Here is an 18,697-nt window from a genome sequence, read left to right on the forward strand (position 1 = left end):
CCGGCCGGTCATCTCAGGCTCCTTCGACTCTCAGGACGGACGTGACGGTGCGGACGGGCTCGAGTCCCGCGACGGCCTCGACGGTCGCCGCGAGCGCCGACTCCGGCGCGGTGTGCGTGGTGATGACGAGCTGGGCGACCGCCGGCCCGGCCGCGCCGCCCTCGACCGGCTCGGTGGCCTCGGGCGTGCCGGGCTGGCGCACGGCCTCGATCGACACGCCGTGCGCGGCGAGCGCCTGTGCGACCTGCGCCAGGACGCCGGGACGGTCGTCGACCTCGAGCCGCACCTGGTAGCGCGTGAGCGCGGCGCTGGGGGGCAGGATCGCGAGCTCGGCGTAGGTGGACTCCTGCGGGCCCTTGCCACCGAGCACGCGGTGGCGCGCGGCGGAGACGACGTCGCCGAGGACCGCCGACGCGGTGGGGGCGCCACCCGCGCCGCGGCCGTAGAACATGAGCTCGCCCGCCGACTCGGCCTCGACGAACACGGCGTTGAACGAGCCGCGCACGTTCGCGAGCGGGTGCGACGTGGGCACGAGGGCGGGGTGCACCCGCACGGAGACCCCCGCCGCGTCGCCCTCGGTCGCGCCGGAGCGCAGCTCCGCGATGGCGAGCAGCTTGATGACGTGGCCGGTCTGCGCGGCCCACGCGACGTCGTCGGCGGTGACGGACATGATGCCCTCGCGCGCGACGTCGTCCAGCGAGACGCGCGTGTGGAAGGCGAGGCTCGCGAGGATCGCCGCCTTGGCCGCGGCGTCGTAGCCCTCGACGTCGGCCGTCGGGTCGGCCTCCGCGAACCCGAGGTCCTGGGCCTCCCGGACGGCCTCCGCAAGGCTCATGCCCGTTGTGGTCATCTGGTCGAGCACGTAGTTCGTGGTCCCGTTGACGATGCCCAGCACGCGGCGCACGTGGTCGCCCGCGAGGGACTCGCGCACCGGGCGCACGATGGGGATCGCGCCCGCGACGGCGGCCTCGAAGTAGATGTCGACCCCGGCGTCGTCGGCGGCCTTGTAGAGCGTCGGGCCGTCCTCCGCGAGCAGCGCCTTGTTCGCCGTGACGACGGCCGCGCCCGCACCGATCGCGCGGAGCAGCAGGTCGCGCGCCGGCTCGATGCCGCCCACGACCTCGACGACGATGTCCGCGCGCTCGACGAGCGCCGCGGCGTCCTCGGTGAGCAGCGAGCGGTCGATCGCCGCGTCGCGCGGCGCGGCCGCGTCCCGGACCGCGATCCCCACGAGCTCGAGGCGCGCGCCGACGCGCGACGCGAGGTCGTCCGCCTGCTGCGTCAGCAGCCGCGCGACCTGCGTCCCGACGACGCCGCAGCCCAGGAGGGCGACGCGCAGGGGCGGGTGGGGCACGGCAGCAGCGGGCACGACGGACCTTCCTCAGGCAGTCAGGGGCGAAGCGGATCCGGCGCGCCTGGACGGGCACCGGCACCGCGCCGACAGGATACGGGCGCCCGGCCACCGGGCGCGCCCGCGCCCACGGGTCGGGAACCGCGCCGGCACGAGCCGCTCAACCCTGGTCGAGCGCGAGGAGGTCGTCGACCGTCTCGCGCCGCACGAGCACGCGTGCGGTGCCGTCCGAGACGGCGACGACCGGGGGCCGGGTCAGCAGGTTGTAGTTCGACGCCATCGACCGCCCGTAGGCCCCGGTCGCCGGCACGGCGAGGAGGTCACCCGCCCGCACGTCGCCCGGCAGCATCACCTCGTGCACGACGATGTCGCCGCTCTCGCAGTGCTTGCCGACGACGCGCGCGAGGACGGGCGCCGCGACGGAGGCCCGGCCGACGACCTCGGCGTGGTACTGCGCGCCGTACAGGGCGGGACGGATGTTGTCGCTCATCCCGCCGTCGACGGACACGTAGGTCCGGACGCGGCCGTCGTCGAGCGCCACCGGCTTGACCGTGCCGACCGTGTAGAGCGTGAGCCCCGCGGGTCCGACGATCGCGCGACCGGGCTCGATGGAGAACCGCGGGAGCGGGGTGCCGAGCCGGGCCGCGACCGCGTCCACCGCCCCTGCCACGTCCTTCGCTATCCGCTCGGGGTCGAGCGCGACCTCGCCGGGGAGGTAGGCGATGCCGTAGCCGCCGCCGATGTCCACCTCGTCGACGAGCACGCCGGTGCGGGCCGCCAGGTCGGCGCGGAGCTCGAGCACCGCGCGGGCCGCGACCTCGAACCCCGTCGGGTCGAGGATCTGGGACCCGATGTGCGAGTGGATCCCGAGCAGGTGCAGCTCGGGGCGGCGCACGACGTCGAGCAGCGCGGTCATGGCCGGCGAGTCCCCGGGTGCGTCGGAGTCGACGCCGGAACCGCGCGGCGCGGCGATCGACAGCCCGAACTTCTGGTCCTCGTGCGCCGTCGAGATGTACTCGTGCCCGCCGGCGTGCACGCCCGTCGTCACGCGGACCATGACCGGCGCGACGACCCCGCGCGCGCGGGCGGCCGCGGCGACACGGTCGATCTCCACGAGCGAGTCGACGATGATGCGCCCGACGCCGACCTCGAGCGCGCGGTCGAGCTCCGCGTCGGACTTGTTGTTCCCGTGCAGGCCGATCTCGGTGCCCGGGATGCCCGCACGCAGCGCGACCGCGAGCTCCCCGCCCGACGCCGTGTCGACCCGCAGGCCCTCCTCGCGCGCCCAGCGCGCGACGGCGACCGTCAGCAGCGCCTTGCCCGCGTAGTACACGTCGACGTCGGTCCCGACGGCGCGGAAGGCCGTCTCGAACGCCGTGCGGTAGGCACGGGCCCGGGCACGGAAGTCCGTCTCGTCGAGCACGTACGCGGGCGTGCCGACCTGCGCGGCGAGCTCGTGGACGCCGAGGCCCGCGACCTCGACCACGCCGTCGTCACGACGGCGCACGCCCCTCGACCACGGCTCGCCGGGGTGCATGCTCACATGCGCTCCGGTGCGGTCACCCCGAGCAGGCCCAGGCCGTTGGCCAGGACCTGGCGCACCGCGTCGTTGAGCCACAGCCGCGTGCGGTGCGTGTCCGTGACGTCCTCGTCGGGGTACGGGAGCACGCGGCGGTCCTTCTGCTGATACCACGTGTGGTAGTCACCGGCGAGGGCCTCGAGGTAGCGCGCGACGCGGTGCGGCTCGCGCAGCTCGGCGGCCTGGGCCACGATGCGCGGGAACTCCGTGAGGCGCCCGATCAGCGCCGCCTCCGTCGGGTGGTCGAGCAGCGACGGGTCGAACCCGTCCGCCCGGGCCACCGCGCGGTCGGCCGCGTTGCGGTCCACCGCGCAGGTGCGCGAGTGCGCGTACTGCACGTAGTAGACCGGGTTCTCGTTGGTCGCCCGCGTGAGCAGGTCCAGGTCGAGGTCGATGCTCGAGTCGGCGGACGAGCGCGTCAGCGAGTAGCGCGCGGCGTCGACACCGACCGCGCCCACGAGGTCGTCGATCGTGAGCACCGTGCCGGCGCGCTTGGACATGCGCACGGGCTCGCCGTCCTTGACGAGGTTGACGAGCTGACCGATGAGGATCTGGAGGTTCCTGCCCGGCTCGTCGCCGAACGCCGCGCACACGGCCATCATGCGGCCGATGTACCCGTGGTGGTCCGCGCCGAGCATGATGATGACCTCGTCGAAGCCGCGCTCGCGCTTGTCCAGGTAGTACGCGATGTCTCCCGCGATGTAGGCGGCCTCGCCGTCGGACTTGATGACGACGCGGTCCTTGTCGTCGCCGAAGTCCGTCGTGCGCAGCCAGGTCGCGCCGTCCTGCTCGAACACGTGACCGGTCTCGCGCAGCCGCGCGACGGCGCGCTCGACCGCGCCGGACTCGTGGAGCGAGTCCTCGTGGAAGTACAGGTCGAAGTCGACGCCGAAGTCGTGCAGCGACGCCTTGATCTCGCCGAACATGCGCTCGACGCCCCGGGCCCGGAACGCCTCGCGCGCCTCGTCGTCGGGCAGTGCGCGCGGGTCCGGCTCCCCCGCCGCGAGCGCGTCCGCGACGACCGCGTCGGCGATCTCGGTGATGTACTGGCCCCCGTAGCCGTCCTCCGGCGCCTCCTCACCGCGAGCGCGGGCGAGGAGCGAGCGCGCGAACCGGTCGATCTGCGCGCCGTGGTCGTTGAAGTAGTACTCGCGCGCCACCTCGGCGCCGCTCGCCTCGAGCACGCGCGCGAGCGAGTCGCCGACTGCCGCCCAGCGCACACCGCCGATGTGGAGCGGCCCCGTGGGGTTCGCCGAGACGAACTCGAGGTTGACGCGCTTGCCTGACTCCGAGTCGCCGCGGCCGTACGCGACACCCGACTCCACGATCGTGCGGGCGAGCTCCCCCGCAGCACCCGCCTCGAGCGTGATGTTGAGGAAGCCCGGCCCCGCGACGTCGACCGCCTTGACGCCCGGCGTCGCGGCGAGGCGCGTCGCGAGGTCCTCGGCGAGCGCGCGCGGCGTCGTGCCCGCCTTCTTCGCGAGCTGCAGCGCGACGTTCGTGGCCCAGTCGCCGTGCTCGCGCTGGCGAGGTCGCTCGACGTGCACGGAGGCCGGGACGGCCTCGGCAGGCAGGGCGAGGGTGCCGTCGGCGACGGCGGCGGCCAGGGCAGCGCTCAGCGCTTCGGAGAGCTCGTCGGGGGTCACGGGAGAATCCTACCGACGCACCACCCCGGGCCCGTCGCTGGTCGCGGTGGACGGCGGTCCCCCGGCGCGCGCGAACCGGTTGCCGACACCCTCCGGCGGGCTGGTAGTCTCGTGCATCGCGCCGCCGGGTCATCCCGAACGGCGCACGCCCTCGTAGCTCAGTGGATAGAGCGTCTGCCTCCGGAGCAGAAGGTCGTAGGTTCGAATCCTATCGAGGGCACCTCAGCCCCACAGGCGTCGGCATCTCCCGGACGCCGGCCCCGCACTTCGTTACGGTGTCCCCATGACCGACGGCGGCTACGGGGACTTCGAGTTCGAACGACGCTTCCTCGTGCGCGACATGCCGGAGGAGCTGCGCGACGCGCCCGCGCTGATCGTGCAGAGCTACTACCTCGCCGACGAGGGGTACGCGCTGCGCCTGCGGGCCACGGCCCCCGGTGTCGACGCACCCATGGACGCCGGCACGGACGCGGTCACGCTCCTCGACCGCTACGCCTCCGAGGTCGACCTGTGCACGCTCACCGTGAAAGGCCCGATGGCGGGAGGCACGCGGTACGAGGCCGAGCGCGAGGTCGACGTCGCCGTCGGGCTGCAGATGATCCGGCGCGGCGGGTCGCGCATCGTGAAGACGCGCTGGTCGGTGTGGCTCGGCGACGACGGCTGGGTCGTCGACGTGTTCGGCGGGGCGGACCACCCGCTCGTCGTCGCGGAGTGCGAGCGCTCCGGCCCCGTCACCGACCTGCAGATCCCCGCGTTCTGCGTCACCGAGCTCACGGACGACCCCCGGTTCTCGAACGACGCGCTCGCCAGCCGGCCCTTCGCCGGGTGGCGCACGGCCTACGCGGCCGAGCTCGCGGCGTCGGGCCCGCGCTTCCTCCAGGACTTCGGGCGCAACGAGCGCCTCGCCGGCCCGTAGCCGCAGGGCTCGGTCTCGGCCTTCCGGCCGTCGTGGCCGGGTGCTAGCGGGAGAGCGCGTCCGCGGCGGCGCACACGGCCGCGACGTCGGCGCGGACGGACCGGTGGTCCACCGGGACCCACCCCGGCTCGTGGCCGAAGAGAACCGCCCACGGGAGCAGCACCGGCGAGACGTGCGCGCGGTCCGCGTCGCGTCGTCGGGCCTCGGCCACCTCCTGCTCCACGGTGTCCTCGAGCGCGACGAGGTCGGCGCGCAACGCCTGCCCCTTCTCGGTCAGGTGGTCGCCGCGCCCCCCGGCGAGGTAGCCCTCCCGCCGCGCCGCGCGGGTGACGCGGGCCGCAGCAGCCCTCAGCCGCTCCCGGAGGCCCGCGTCATCGGGGTCGAGCCGCACGCGCACCCCGGGGAGGCAGGGGTCACCGAACAGCGCCACGAGGACGTCGGGCTCGTGCCCGGTCGCCCGCGACGGGTCGACGACCTCGAGGACCGGCACGACGGCCGGGGTCGGGTCGGGAGGCACCTCGGGTCGTCCTGGGGACGCGTCACGGATCTCGCGCACGACGCCGTGGAGCGCGAGGGCGAGGACCTGCGCCGCGAGCGCGTGCTCGGGACGGCGCAGGACGACCGCGGCGAGCAGGAGGTCCGCCATGCTCCGACCATAGCCGGGCCGGTCCGCACGGCGGGTCAGGCGCCGCCCATCTCCTCGACGCCCTCGGTGAACTCGAAGTGCCACGGCTCGTAGGCGCCGCCCCCGCCGCGCTTCGCCCACGGCGGGTTGGCCCAGCCATAGGTCTCGCCGTTCGCGTTGAGCCACGCGTACACGTCGCGCGACCCTGTCTCGATCGAGCACAGGTCGATGGCGAGGCCCCAGCCGTGCATCGACGTGCCGGGCCGGGCGGCGAAGCCGCCGCGCGTCGACTTGAGGGAGACCTGCGTGGAGAGGGTCCGGTACGACGAGACGAGGCACAGGTCGCGGCCGAAGCTCGCGCGGAACGCCTCGTTGAGCGCGGACAGCGCGACGGCGGCGTCGGGGCGGAGGAAGTCGCCGGCCTGCCACAGCTCGCACAGCTCGTGCTGGTCGAGGTTGCCGTTGGTCCCCGTGGGGCGGACGGTGGGGTCGCACCCGGGGAGGGGTTCGCGCTCGAACGACCGGGACGCGGCGTCGCTGCGCGCCGCGGTGCGCGGTGCGGCCGCGACGTTCTCCGAGAGCGCGGGGACGGTCGAGGCGGCCGTCGCGAGATCGAGGGCGCTCGGGCCGGCCGGACGCGCGTCGGGCTCGAAAGGTGACCTGGCCCCCAGGCCGTCGTCGGCGCCGGCGGACAGCGGCATCGCGATCGTCGCCATGGCGAGGGTGCTGAGCACGGCGACCCGGGGGACCCAGCGGTGCTGGCCCGGCACCTGGGCCTGGCTGCGACGCGGTCGACGCGGACCGTGCTCGGCCTCGCGACGTGCGCGGCGGGACTCGAGGGCGGGGACGTCGTCGGTCTGCTGCGACTGCACCCGCCACCTGCCTTCCCCGCTCGGAACGGACGTCGGACCGACCATGGCCGGCCGGTGAACGACACTGGCGACCGCGGTCAATCACGGAACAGTAACGAAGGCCTCCGGCGTTGCCAAGTCCCCTGGTCAGGGCTGCGGGAAGGTTCCCACACCACCCGGCCACCCCGACACCGCCACCCGGGGCCCTGCTGTGGCAGCCTCAGTGTGGCCGCCGCTGCATCGCGTCCCGCACCTCGCCGACGAGCTCCTCGAGGATGTCCTCGAGGAACACCACGCCCAGCGAGCCCTGCGGACCGTCGACGCGCGCAAGGTGAGCGCCCGAGCCCTGCATGGCGCGCAGCGCGTCCTCCACCTCGTCGTCCGGTGCCGAGACCGCGAGCGCCCGCACGCGCCAGCCCGGTACCGGGTCGTGACGCGTCGTGTCGTCGGCGTAGAGGACGTCCTTGACGTGGAGGTACCCCACGAGGTCGCCCGACGCGTCCGCGACGGGGAACCGCGAGAACCCGGTGCGGGCGACGAGACGCTCGAGCTCGTCCGGCGTGCACCCCTCGACGACGGTCACGAGGTCGGCGACGGGGACCATCACGTCGCTCGCGGTGCGCTCGGAGAACTCGATCGCACCCGACAGCAGGCCCTGCTCGTCCCGCAGCACGCCCTCTGCCTGGGAGTGCTCGACGATCGACTGGACCTCCTCGGCGGTGTAGGCCGACGCCACCTCGTCCCGGGGCTCCACGCCCGACCACCGCACGACGTGGTTCGCGACCCAGTTGAGCGCGACGATGACCGGACGCAGCACCCTGCCGATCCACACGAGCGGCGGCCCGAACCACAGCACGGCCCGGTCCGGCCCGGCCACGGCGAGGTTCTTGGGCACCATCTCGCCGAGCACCACGTGCAGGTAGACGACGACGGCCAGCGCGACGACGAACGCGATCGGGTGCGCGAGCGACGAGCTCACCCCGAGGGCGTGCAGGGGGTCCTCGATGAGGTGCGCGAGCGCCGGCTCGGCCACGACACCCAGACCGGTCGAGCACACGGTCACGCCGAGCTGGGCGCACGCGAGCATGAGCGAGACGTTCTCCATCGCCCACAGCACGGTCTGCGCACGCCGGTCGCCCCGTGCCGCGAGGGGTTCGATCCCCGAGCGCCGGGCCGAGATGACCGCGAACTCCGCGCCGACGAAGAAGGCGTTGCCCACGAGGAGCACGAGGCCGAGGAGGAGCGCGGTGGACGAGCTCATGCGCCCACCTCCGCGGGCGCCGGACGGACGTTGACGCGCTCGACGCGACGACCCTCCATCGCCTCCACCCGGACGACGACGCGGTCCGTGCCCTCACCCACGACGATCTCGTCGCCCGTCACGGGCACGCGCCCGAGGCGGGACATGACGAGTCCGCCGAGCGTCTCGTAGGCGGCGTCCTCGGGGACACGGAGCCCGGTCACCTCGGTGAGCTCGTCCGGGCGCAGGACGCCCGGGACGAACCAGGAACCGTCCGCACGCCGCGCGGCGCCGGAGCGGCGCCGGTCGTGCTCGTCCGCGACGTCGCCGACGAGCTCCTCGACGACGTCCTCGAGCGTCACGACGCCGGCGGTCCCTCCGTACTCGTCGACGACGACCGCCATCTGCAGCCCGAACCCGCGCAGCTCGACGAGCAGCGGGCCGAGGCGGACCGTCTCGGGGACACGAGGGGCGTCCACCATGAGCGCCGCGGCCGGCACGTCGGCGCGGCGCTCGTGCGGGACGGCCACCGCCCGGCGCAGGTGCACGAGGCCGACGACGTCGTCCCGGTCGTCGCCGATGACCGGGAACCGCGAGTGGCCGGTGCGACGGGCGGCGTCGACGACGTCGGCCGCCGTCGCGTCGCGGTCGACGACGACCATGCGCATGCGGTCGGTCATGACGTCCACGGCCGAGAGCGTGTCGAGCTCGATCGAGTTCGTGAGCAGCGTGGCGACGGACACGTCGAGCGTGCCCTCCTGCGCCGAGCGACGCACGAGGGCGGCGAGCTCCGTGGCGGACCGCGCGCCCGACAGCTCCTCGCGCGGCTCGACCCCCACGCGCCGCAGGATGGCGTTCGCCGACCCGTTGAGCACGGCGATCACCGGGCGGAAGAGCTTGGTGAACTGGCGCTGCAGGGGCACGACCTGCCGGGCCGTCGCGTAGGGGGCGCTCAGCGCGAAGTTCTTGGGGATGAGCTCGCCGACGACCATCGAGAAGGCGTTGACGGCGACGAGGGCGAGGACCCCGGCGAGGACGCCCGCGACGGCCTGGCTGAGCGGGGTGCGCCCGAGCCCGTCGGAGAGGAGGGAGAGGAGCGCGGGCTGCGCGGTGTAGCCGAGCAGGATCGTGGTGAGCGTGATGCCCACCTGCGCCGAGCTCAGCTCGGTCGACAGGTGCTTGAGCGCGGCGCGGACGCTGCGGTCGCGCCGGTCGTCGCGTCCGTCGGGTCTGTCGCCCTCCTCGTCGGACGGCTCGTCACCGGCACCGACGACGGCCGGGTCGAGGGTGACCAGGGAGAACTCCCCGGCCACGAAGACGGCGGTTCCTGCGGTGAGGAGCACCCCGAGCGCGACCATGACCCAGTCGCCTACCACGAGGTGCTCCACGGATATCGGGAGGTGCTCTTCATCGTGCGCAGCATGCTAGCGCCCGGGCGCGTCGGCGTCCCCGGGGCCGGTCGCCGGTCGTCCGCAAATCCGGCCGACCTGGGCTGACGTGTGCCACGCTGTACCCCATGGCAGATCCGAGGGCAGCGAGCGCATTCCCCAGCGGCGCGGGTGCAGGGCCGACCACGAGCCGCACCCCCGCTCCCCCGACCGGACCGGCCGGCCAGCAGAGCGCGACCGTGCTCGTCGTCGAGGACGAGCCGGCGATCGCGACGGCGATCGCGCAGCGCCTGAGCGCCGAGGGCTGGCGCGTCGAGGTCGCGCGCGACGGGCTGTCCGGCGTCGACGCCGCGACCCGCCTGCGTCCCGACGTCATCGTGCTGGACGTCATGCTGCCGGGCATCGACGGGCTCGAGGTGACGCGCCGCATCCAGGCCGAGCAGCCGGTGCCCATCCTCATGCTCACCGCGCGCGACGACGAGACCGACATGCTCATCGGGCTCGGCGTGGGCGCGGACGACTACATGACGAAGCCGTTCTCGATGCGCGAGCTCGTCGCGCGCATCAAGGCCCTCCTGCGGCGCATGGACCGCGCGGCGCAGGCGGCGAGCACGACACCCGCGGAGCCTCCCATGGCCGTGGGCGACGTGACGATCGACAAGGCCCAGCGTCGCGTGTACCGCGCCGGGGAGGAGGTGCACCTGACACCCACGGAGTTCGAGCTCCTCGTCATGCTCGCGAGCTCGCCCAAGACGGTGCTCACGCGCGAGCGCCTCCTCGCCGAGGTCTGGGACTGGGCCGACGCGAGCGGGACCCGCACCGTCGACTCGCACATCAAGGCGCTGCGGCGCAAGCTCGGCGCGGACCTCATCCGGACGGTGCACGGCGTGGGCTACGCGTTCGAGCCGCCCGCCGGATGACGACGCCCACCGGTGGGCAGGATCTCTCGGGTCCGTCCCGCAACCCGCCGCACCGGTCCCACACGATCCGGCCCCACCTGCCCGACGTCCGGCCGCTCGACTCGTTCCGCTCGCTGAAGATCAAGCTGGGCGTGCTCGTCGCGGCGACGGTGACGCTCGCCGTGCTCATCACGTGGATCGGGCTGCAGAACCAGCTCGGCCCGTCGCGCACCTTCCCCCTCGCGATCGTCCTGTCGCTCCTGCTGACCCAGCTCCTGGCGCGGGGCATGACGTCCCCGCTGCGCGAGATGACCGCCGCCGCCCGCGCGATGGCCGACGGCGACTACACCCGCCGTGTCCGGGCCACGAGCCGCGACGAGGTCGGGCAGCTCGCGGTCGCGTTCAACGTCATGGCGGAGGACCTCGCGACGAGCGACCAGGTGCGGCGCGAGCTCATCGCCAACGTGTCGCACGAGCTGCGCACGCCGATCGCCGCGCTGCAGGCGCAGCTCGAGAACGTCGTGGACGGCGTGACGCAGCCGACGCCCGCGACGATGGAGATGGCGCTCGCCCAGACGGAGCGCCTCACGCGCCTCGTCGCCTACCTGCTCGACCTGTCGCGCATCGAGGCCGGCGCGGCGGCGCTGAACATCACCGAGATCGAGGTCGGCGACTTCCTCGAGGAGAACGCCGAGGCGGTCTCCATGGTTGAGGCGGCCAAGGGCCTGCGGTACGTCGTCGACGTCACCCCGCCGGACCTCGTGCTCGAGGCCGACAGGGAGCGCCTCCACCAGGTGGTCGTGAACCTGCTCCAGAACGCGATCCGCCACTCTCCCCCGAACGGCGAGATCCGGCTCGAGGCGTACCCGGTCGACGACGAGGTCGTGATCGAGGTCGTCGACGAGGGTCCGGGCATCGCGAAGGAGGACCGCGAGAGGATCTTCGAGCGCTTCGCGCGGGCGAGCGCGACGGGGTCGCACCCGACGGGGTCGCACCCGACGGGGTCGCACCCGACGGGTGGCGGCTCGACCGGCGGTACCGGGATCGGGCTCGCGATCGTCCGGTGGGCCGTCGACCTGCACGGCGGCCGCATCGAGGTCGCCGACTCCCGTCGGGGTGCGACGATGCGGGTGACCCTCCCGGCGAGGGCCGGAGACCTCGCGCCGTCCCCCCTGGACGACGACGCGCTGTGACCACGCCGAACCGGTGAGATGCGTCACACACCGACCGCCCCATACCCCGTGATGGCCTGGAATTCCGCGCTCTTGCCCGGAGTCGAGGAGGGCGTTGCACCGCGTTTGCCTCGCGCAGACGCGACGTGAAGAACCTTGGCACGGCTCGCGCGGGAACGTCCCCCGCGGCCCTGCGAGCGGGGCCCGAGGGCCTAGGCTGGTGTGGTCCGGATGCCGGACGAGTCTGTGCCGGGGCGCGTCGTCGTCTAGCCGTCACGCGCCGACACGACTGTGACCGTACAGCGACCTGTGTGTGAAAGTGGGCGATCCTCGCGTGTCCCCGAAGGCTGAGTCAGAGGCGATCAGCGACGTCAGCTCCGTGTTCGGAGCGAACGAGTGGCTGGTCGACGAGCTCTACGAGCAGTACCTCAAGGACAAGAACGCGGTAGACCCCGCGTGGTGGGACTTCTTCGAGGACTACCGTCCGACGGAGCGCGACGACACGGGCGACGAGCCCGCACCGTCTGCGGCACCGGCGTCGGCGTCCACGAACGGCAGCCCCGCGCAGAGCGCGCCCGCTGCCCCGGCACCGGCCGCCCGACCCGCGGAGGCCACGAAGCCCACGCCGGTGACGGACGGCTCCGCCGCGGCCGAGGCCGCGCAGCGCGTCAAGGCCCCGAAGCTGCCCGCGGACCCCGCGGTCAACGCGGCGGTCGAGGCCGTGCGTGCGCACAAGCCCGTCGCGACGGCGCAGCCCGCCACCGCGCCGTACGCGCAGGTCCCGGCACGCAAGGTCGCCGCTGCGCCGGACGAGCAGACGGAGGCCGTCGACGACGTCCAGAAGCTGCGCGGCCCCGCCGCGCGCGTCGTGACGAACATGGAGTCGAGCCTCCAGGTCCCGACGGCGACGTCCGTGCGCGCCGTCCCGGCCAAGCTCATGGTCGACAACCGCATCGTCATCAACAACCACCTCGCTCGCGGTCGTGGTGGCAAGATCTCGTTCACGCACCTCATCGGCTTCGCGCTCGTCGAGGCGCTGGCGGACATGCCGGCCATGAACTCGAGCTACACCGAGCTCGACGGCAAGCCGGCCGTCAGCCAGCCGGCCCACGTGAACTTCGGCCTCGCGATCGACCTCGCCAAGCCGGACGGCACGCGCCAGCTCCTCGTCCCGAGCGTCAAGAAGGCCGACACGATGGACTTCGCCCAGTTCTGGGCGGCCTACGAGGACCTCGTGCGACGGGCGCGCGGCGGCAAGCTGGGCGTCGACGACTTCGCCGGCACGACGATCTCGCTGACGAACCCCGGCGGGATCGGCACGGTGCACTCGGTGCCGCGGCTCATGCAGGGCCAGGGCACGATCATCGGCGTCGGCGCGATGGACTACCCGGCGGAGTTCGCCGGGGCCTCGACCGAGCGCCTCGCGCGTCTCGGCATCTCGAAGGTCCTGACGATCACGTCGACCTACGACCACCGCATCATCCAGGGTGCCCAGTCCGGCGAGTTCCTGCGCATCCTGTCGCAGAAGCTGCTCGGCGAGGACGGCTTCTACGACCGCGTGTTCGCCGCGCTGCGCATCCCCTACGAGCCGGTGCGGTGGGTCCGCGACAACACGACGGACGCCGAGATCGAGGCGGCCAAGCCCGCCAAGATCGCCGAGCTCGTCCACTCCTACCGCTCGCGCGGTCACCTCATGGCGGACACCGACCCGCTCGCGTACCGCCAGCGCAAGCACGGCGACCTCGACATCCAGAACCACGGGCTCACGCTCTGGGACCTCGACCGCACCTTCCCCACGGGCGGGTTCGGGGGGAAGACGAAGTCGTCGCTGCGCGACATCCTCGGCCTCCTGCGCGACTCCTACTGCCGCACGGTCGGCGTCGAGTACATGCACCTCGCGGACCGCACGCAGCGCAAGTGGCTGCAGGAGCGTCTCGAGTCCGGCTACGCCCGCACGCCGCGCGAGGACCAGCTGCGCATCCTGCGCCGGCTCAACTCCGCCGAGGCGTTCGAGACGTTCCTCCAGACGAAGTTCGTCGGGCAGAAGCGCTTCTCGCTCGAGGGCGGGGAGTCCCTGATCCCGCTGCTCGACGCGATCCTGTCGAAGGCCGCCGAGAACGGCCTCGACGAGGTCGGCATCGGGATGGCGCACCGCGGTCGCCTCAACGTGCTCGCGAACATCGCCGGCAAGAGCTACGCGCAGATCTTCGCGGAGTTCGAGGGCAACCTCGACCCGAAGAGCGTGCAGGGCTCCGGCGACGTGAAGTACCACCTCGGGACCGAGGGCACGTTCACGGCCGAGTCCGGCGCGACGACGAAGGTCTACCTCGCGGCCAACCCGTCGCACCTCGAGGCCGTCGACCCGGTGCTCGAGGGCATCGTGCGCGCCAAGCAGGACCGCATCGACCTCGGGGGCGACGGGTTCTCCGTGCTCCCGATCCTCATCCACGGCGACGCGGCCTTCGCCGGTCAGGGCGTGGTGCCCGAGGTGCTCAACCTCGCCCAGCTGCGCGGCTACCGCACCGGCGGCACCGTGCACGTCGTCGTCAACAACCAGGTCGGCTTCACCACGGGCCCGTCGTCGTCGCGCTCGACGACGTACGCGACCGACGTGGCCAAGGGCTACCAGGTGCCGATCTTCCACGTGAACGGCGACGACCCGGAGGCGTGCGTGCGCGTCGCCGAGCTGGCCTTCGCGTTCCGCGAGCAGTTCGACCGCGACGTCATCATCGACCTCATCTGCTACCGCCGCCGCGGTCACAACGAGGGCGACGACCCGTCGATGACCCAGCCGCTCATGTACAACCTCATCGAGGCGAAGCGCTCGGTGCGCAAGCTCTACACCGAGAACCTCGTCGCGCGCGGCGACATCACGCTCGAGGAGGCCGAGCACGTCCTGCAGGACTACCAGGCGCAGCTCGAGCGGGTCTTCACGGAGACGAAGGAGGGCGGCTACACGCCGTCGGCCTCGAAGGAGCCCGTGGCGGGCCTGGAGCGCCCGGAGTCGCAGCTCGAGGACGCCGGCACGATGGTCGGCTGGCGCACCGCGGTCGACCCGGACGTCGTCGAGCGCATCGGTCAGGTGCACGTCGCGCCGCCCGAGGGCTTCACCGTGCACCCCAAGCTCGCGCAGCTCCTCGAGAAGCGCCGGCAGATGTCCGTCGAGGGCGGCATCGACTGGGGCTTCGGCGAGCTCCTCGCGTTCGGCTCGCTCCTCGCCGAGGGCACGCCCGTGCGCCTCGCCGGTCAGGACTCGCGCCGCGGCACGTTCGTGCAGCGCCACGCCGTCCTGCACGACCGCGAGACCGGCGCCGAGTGGACCCCGCTGCTCTACCTCTCCGCCGACCAGGCGAAGTTCTGGGTCTACGACTCGTCGCTGTCCGAGTACGCGGCGCTGGGGTTCGAGTACGGCTACTCCGTCGAGCGTCCCGACGCCCTCGTGCTCTGGGAGGCGCAGTTCGGGGACTTCGTGAACGGCGCCCAGACCGTCATCGACGAGTTCATCTCGTCGGCGGAGCAGAAGTGGGGCCAGTACTCCTCGGTCGTCATGCTGCTCCCCCACGGCTACGAGGGCCAGGGACCGGACCACTCGTCCGCACGCATCGAGCGCTTCCTGCAGCTCGCGGCCGAGGACAACATGACCGTCGCGCAGCCCTCGACCCCCGCGTCGTACTTCCACCTGCTGCGCCGCCAGGCGTACGACCGCCCGCGCCGTCCCCTCGTCGTCTTCACGCCGAAGCAGCTGCTGCGCCTCAAGGCGGCCGCGTCCCCGGTCGAGGAGTTCACGCAGGGCACCTTCCGGCCCGTGATCGCCGACGCCGCGGCCGACCCGGCCAAGGTCGACCGCGTGCTCCTGTGCACGGGTCGCGTCTACTACGACCTCCTCGCCGAGCGCACCAAGCGCGGGGACGAGAGCACGGCGATCGTCCGCCTCGAGCAGCTCTACCCGCTCGACGTCGACGCGATCCGCGCCGAGATCGCCCGGTACGGCGACGCCGAGGTCGTGTGGGTCCAGGACGAGCCGGAGAACCAGGGTGCCTGGTCGTTCGTCCACATCAACCTGCCGGACGACCTGCCGCGCGTGCGCGTCGTCTCGCGTCCGGCGTCGGCCTCCACGGCGGCCGGCACGGCGAAGAAGCACCAGGCCCAGCAGGCGGTGCTCCTCGAGCAGGCGTTCGCCCGCTGACGACCGACCGGCTCGCCGGGACCTGAGCACGACGAAGGCCCCCCTCCCACGGGAGGGGGGCCTTCGTCGTCGGCTCCGTCCGGCCGGGCCTGACCCTCACCAGCGGTCGTGGACCGCCGCCCGGATGTGCTCGTCGTAGATCTCGCGGATGCCGGACGCGAAGAGCGGGCCGAGCACCTCGGCCGATCCCGCGACGGCGTTGGACCGCGCCTGCTCGACGTTGCGCGCGCCCGGGATGACCGTCGTGACGCCGGGCTGCTGCCAGATCCACGCGATGGCCGCCTGGGCGGGGGTGAGGTCCTGCGCGACCGTGTCGCGCACGAGGTCGGAGAACTGGTGCGCCGCCTCGACGCCGGTCTCGAAGTCCACCCCGGCGAACGTCTCGCCGACGTCGAACGCGCTGCCGTCACGGTTGTAGGTCCGGTGGTCGTCGTCCGCGAACGTCGTGTCGCGCGTGTACTTGCCGGACAGCAGGCCGGACGCGAGCGGGACGCGCGCGATGATGCCCACGCCGGCCGCGGACGCCGCCGGCAGCACCTCGTCCAGGGGCTTGAGGCGGAACGCGTTGAGGATGATCTGCACGCTCGCGACACCGGGCCGCGCGATGGCGGTGAGCGCCTCGTCGACCGTCTCGACGCTCACGCCGTAGGACGCGACCGCGCCGTCGGCGACAAGGGTGTCGAGCGCGTCGTAGACCTCGTCGCGCGAGTAGACGGCCGTGGGCGGGCAGTGCAGCTGGACGAGGTCGAGCCGCTCGGTCCGCAGGTTCGCGCGCGAGCGGTCGGTCCACTCGCGGAACTTCGCGAGCGTGAAGTTGTCCGGGTCCTGCGCGTCCCGGCGGCCCATCTTCGTGGCGACGGTGATCCCGTGGCCGGGGTTGTCGGCGAGGTACGAGCCGATGATCTGCTCGCTGCGGCCGTCGCCGTACACGTCCGCGGTGTCGAAGAAGGTCACGCCGGCCTCTGCGGAGGCGTCGAGCACCGCGCGGGCGTCGCCCTCCTCGACGTCGCCCCAGTCGGCGCCGAGCTGCCACGTCCCGAGTCCCACCACCGAGACGAGCCGTCCCGTGCGTCCGAGCACACGTCGTTCCATCGTTCCTCCTCGTGCTGCGTCGGGCGCGCAGGCGCACGTGCCCGGGCACCGAGTCTGACGGGCGCGGGCCCATCGTGCACCCGCGCACGCCGAGTACCGTATGTGAGCGTGAACACCGACGCACCTTCCGGCGCACAGCTGCGCATCGCCCACGGCGACCACGTCGCCACGATCACCGAGGTCGGAGCGGCGGTGCGCGAGTACGCAGTCGCCGGCCGGCCGGTCTTCGTCCCGTTCGCCGAGGACGAGGTTGCCCCCGCGTTCAACGCCGCGGTGCTGCTGCCGTGGCCCAACCGCCTGCGCGACGGCCAGTACGAGATCGACGGCACGAGGTACCAGGTACCCGTCACCGAGTTCGCGCGCAGCACGGCGCTCCACGGGCTCGCGTGCTGGCAGCGGTGGACCGTCGTCGAGCACTCCGGCTCCGCGGTGACGCTCGAGCTGCGCCTCGTCCCCACGCCCGGCTACCCGTTCGCGCTCGTGTCGCGCGTCGAGTACTCGCTGAGCGACGCCGGGCTGCGCGTGCACGTCCGCACGACCAACGCCGGCCGCGGCACGGCGCCGTACGGGATCGGCTTCCACCCGTGGCTCTCCCCGGACGGCGCGGACCTCGACGACTGCACGATCCGTCTCGACGCCGTCTCGCGCGTCACGACCGACGACCGCCTGCTGCCCACCGGGACGGAGCCGGCGTCCGGCTCCTTCGACCTGCAGGAGACGCGCTCCCTGCGGGGTGTCGACCTCGACGACGCGTACGTCGACGTGACGCGCGACACGGACGGTCTGTCGTGGATCCGGCTCGGCGCCCCGGACGGGCGCACGGCGGCCGTGTGGATGGACGCGTCGATGGACACGTGGCAGATCTGCACCGGCGACCACGTGGGCGACGCCGCGTTCCGCCGCTCGGGCGTCGCGGCGGAGCCGATGAGCTGCATCGCCGACGCCTTCCGCACCGGGGAGCGGCTCGTGCGCCTCGCGCCGGGCGACTCGCACGAGGTGACGTGGGGCGCGACCCTCCTCTGAGCGCGGGCCGGTGGCCCGTGCGCGACGGTCGCGCCGGGCGCCGACACGCCGGGCGGACGGCCCGGGATCGACCGCGGCTCCCGACGTCGGGGAGAATGACCCCTGTGGAGGACGCAGCACGTCGAGAAGTCCGGATCTGCGTCGTCGGCGACGAGCTGAGCGCCGGCGTCGGGGACGCCAAGGCCCTGGGGTGGTCGGGGCGCGTCGTCGCGCGCACGCGCTTCGGCCAGCCCGTCTACGTCTTCCCGCTCGCGATCCCCGGGGAGACGACGACGGCCCTCAGCCAGCGCTGGGAGGCGGAGACCGCGCGGCGGTTCTCCCCCGAGCCCGACGTCGACAACCGGCTGGTCATCGGACTCGGTCGGCACGACCTCGACTCGGGCCTCTCCGTCGCGCGGTCCCGGCTCAACCTCGCGAACGTCCTGGACGTCGCGGAGTCGCGCCGCCTGCCGACGTTCGTCGTCGGGCCGCCGCCCGGCCACCCGCAGGACGCGGACCGGCTCGCCGAGCTCTCCAACGCGTTCGCGGACGTCGCGAACCGTCGTCGCGTGCCCTACGTCGACACGTTCAGCCCGCTCGTGACGCACGAGCAGTGGCTCGCGGACCTCGCCCAGAGCGGCAACGGGTTCCCTGGCCAGGCCGGTTACGGCCTCATGGCGTGGCTCGTGCTGCACACGGGCTGGCACGCCTGGCTCGGCCTGCCCGACGACGCGCCCTGAGCAGCGCCGT

The 18,697-nt window shown here is 73.2% G+C and carries 14 protein-coding genes and 1 tRNA gene; 7 read left to right on the forward strand and 8 right to left on the reverse strand.

The features are described from left to right. Positions 1 to 13 precede the first annotated feature (13 nt). The 3 genes from NFS20_RS03200 to argS all read right to left on the reverse strand — a co-directional run bounded on the left by NFS20_RS03200 (position 14) and on the right by argS (position 4,576). A complete protein-coding gene (locus NFS20_RS03200) occupies positions 14 to 1,369 on the reverse strand; it encodes a homoserine dehydrogenase (protein ID WP_251150279.1) in 1,356 nt (451 codons plus the stop codon). A gap of 142 nt (positions 1,370 to 1,511) precedes the next feature. Then, a complete protein-coding gene (lysA, locus tag NFS20_RS03205; RefSeq protein ID WP_251150592.1) occupies positions 1,512 to 2,888 on the reverse strand; it encodes a diaminopimelate decarboxylase in 1,377 nt (458 codons plus the stop codon). 2 nt (positions 2,889 to 2,890) lie between these two features. After that, the gene (gene argS, locus NFS20_RS03210; RefSeq protein WP_251150280.1) at positions 2,891 to 4,576 is read right to left on the reverse strand and encodes an arginine--tRNA ligase; all 1,686 of its coding nucleotides are present in this window, start codon (positions 4,574 to 4,576) and stop codon (positions 2,891 to 2,893) included. Between the two features lie 147 nt (positions 4,577 to 4,723). Between argS and NFS20_RS03215 the strand changes: the two genes are divergently transcribed. Continuing rightward, a tRNA-Arg gene (locus tag NFS20_RS03215) sits at positions 4,724 to 4,796 on the forward strand. A gap of 63 nt (positions 4,797 to 4,859) precedes the next feature. Next, positions 4,860 to 5,492, forward strand: a complete 633-nt coding sequence (locus NFS20_RS03220) for a CYTH domain-containing protein (RefSeq protein ID WP_251150281.1) — start codon at positions 4,860 to 4,862, stop codon at positions 5,490 to 5,492. 43 nt (positions 5,493 to 5,535) lie between these two features. Here the strand turns inward: NFS20_RS03220 and NFS20_RS03225 are convergent, their stop codons facing one another. From NFS20_RS03225 to NFS20_RS03240, 4 genes are all read right to left on the reverse strand, one after another. After that, complete coding sequence (locus NFS20_RS03225) at positions 5,536 to 6,138, reverse strand: hypothetical protein (RefSeq protein WP_251150282.1); 603 nt, start codon at positions 6,136 to 6,138, stop codon at positions 5,536 to 5,538. A gap of 35 nt (positions 6,139 to 6,173) precedes the next feature. Continuing rightward, complete coding sequence (locus tag NFS20_RS03230) at positions 6,174 to 6,989, reverse strand: M15 family metallopeptidase (RefSeq protein WP_251150283.1); 816 nt, start codon at positions 6,987 to 6,989, stop codon at positions 6,174 to 6,176. A gap of 199 nt (positions 6,990 to 7,188) precedes the next feature. Next, complete coding sequence (locus tag NFS20_RS03235) at positions 7,189 to 8,229, reverse strand: hemolysin family protein (protein WP_251150284.1); 1,041 nt, start codon at positions 8,227 to 8,229, stop codon at positions 7,189 to 7,191. Continuing rightward, positions 8,226 to 9,584: a hemolysin family protein gene (locus NFS20_RS03240; RefSeq protein WP_251150285.1), complete on the reverse strand. Its 1,359-nt coding sequence runs from the start codon at positions 9,582 to 9,584 to the stop codon at positions 8,226 to 8,228. The genes NFS20_RS03235 and NFS20_RS03240 overlap by 4 nt, the downstream gene beginning before the upstream one ends. Positions 9,585 to 9,724: 140 nt before the next feature. On the opposite strand from NFS20_RS03240, the gene NFS20_RS03245 reads away from it, so the two are divergent. From NFS20_RS03245 to NFS20_RS03255, 3 genes are all read left to right on the forward strand, one after another. Continuing rightward, positions 9,725 to 10,516 carry a response regulator transcription factor gene (locus tag NFS20_RS03245; RefSeq protein ID WP_251150286.1) on the forward strand — a complete coding sequence of 264 codons (792 nt, stop codon included), beginning with the start codon at positions 9,725 to 9,727 and terminating at the stop codon, positions 10,514 to 10,516. After that, positions 10,513 to 11,688 carry a sensor histidine kinase gene (locus NFS20_RS03250; protein WP_251150287.1) on the forward strand — a complete coding sequence of 392 codons (1,176 nt, stop codon included), beginning with the start codon at positions 10,513 to 10,515 and terminating at the stop codon, positions 11,686 to 11,688. Before NFS20_RS03245 ends, NFS20_RS03250 begins: the two co-directional genes overlap by 4 nt. Positions 11,689 to 12,001: 313 nt before the next feature. Continuing rightward, positions 12,002 to 15,853, forward strand: a complete 3,852-nt coding sequence (locus NFS20_RS03255) for a multifunctional oxoglutarate decarboxylase/oxoglutarate dehydrogenase thiamine pyrophosphate-binding subunit/dihydrolipoyllysine-residue succinyltransferase subunit (RefSeq protein WP_251150288.1) — start codon at positions 12,002 to 12,004, stop codon at positions 15,851 to 15,853. 96 nt (positions 15,854 to 15,949) lie between these two features. Here the strand turns inward: NFS20_RS03255 and NFS20_RS03260 are convergent, their stop codons facing one another. Continuing rightward, on the reverse strand, positions 15,950 to 16,945 hold the full coding sequence (locus tag NFS20_RS03260) for an aldo/keto reductase (protein WP_251150289.1): 996 nt from the start codon (positions 16,943 to 16,945) through the stop codon (positions 15,950 to 15,952). A 108-nt stretch (positions 16,946 to 17,053) separates the two neighbouring features. On the opposite strand from NFS20_RS03260, the gene NFS20_RS03265 reads away from it, so the two are divergent. Then, positions 17,054 to 17,968 (forward strand): aldose 1-epimerase family protein, encoded by a 915-nt coding sequence (locus NFS20_RS03265; RefSeq protein ID WP_251150290.1) that lies wholly within the window; start codon positions 17,054 to 17,056, stop codon positions 17,966 to 17,968. A 95-nt stretch (positions 17,969 to 18,063) separates the two neighbouring features. Then, the gene (locus NFS20_RS03270; protein WP_353050408.1) at positions 18,064 to 18,687 is read left to right on the forward strand and encodes a GDSL-type esterase/lipase family protein; all 624 of its coding nucleotides are present in this window, start codon (positions 18,064 to 18,066) and stop codon (positions 18,685 to 18,687) included. Positions 18,688 to 18,697 lie beyond the last annotated feature (10 nt).

This window comes from Cellulosimicrobium sp. Marseille-Q4280 (assembly GCF_943181405.1).
Classification (GTDB): domain Bacteria; phylum Actinomycetota; class Actinomycetes; order Actinomycetales; family Cellulomonadaceae; genus Cellulosimicrobium.

Bases quoted from the DNA above. Each gene is read 5' to 3' on its own strand.
- lysA (WP_251150592.1), bottom strand. From the start codon at position 2,888: ATGCACCCCGGCGAGCCGTGGTCGAGGGGCGTGCGCCGTCGTGACGAC.
- NFS20_RS03235 (WP_251150284.1), bottom strand. From the start codon at position 8,229: ATGAGCTCGTCCACCGCGCTCCTCCTCGGCCTCGTGCTCCTCGTGGGC.
- NFS20_RS03245 (WP_251150286.1), top strand. From the start codon at position 9,725: ATGGCAGATCCGAGGGCAGCGAGCGCATTCCCCAGCGGCGCGGGTGCA.
- NFS20_RS03270 (WP_353050408.1), top strand. From the start codon at position 18,064: ATGACCCCTGTGGAGGACGCAGCACGTCGAGAAGTCCGGATCTGCGTC.
- NFS20_RS03260 (WP_251150289.1), bottom strand. From the start codon at position 16,945: ATGGAACGACGTGTGCTCGGACGCACGGGACGGCTCGTCTCGGTGGTG.
- NFS20_RS03250 (WP_251150287.1), top strand. From the start codon at position 10,513: ATGACGACGCCCACCGGTGGGCAGGATCTCTCGGGTCCGTCCCGCAAC.
- NFS20_RS03220 (WP_251150281.1), top strand. From the start codon at position 4,860: ATGACCGACGGCGGCTACGGGGACTTCGAGTTCGAACGACGCTTCCTC.
- NFS20_RS03225 (WP_251150282.1), bottom strand. From the start codon at position 6,138: ATGGCGGACCTCCTGCTCGCCGCGGTCGTCCTGCGCCGTCCCGAGCAC.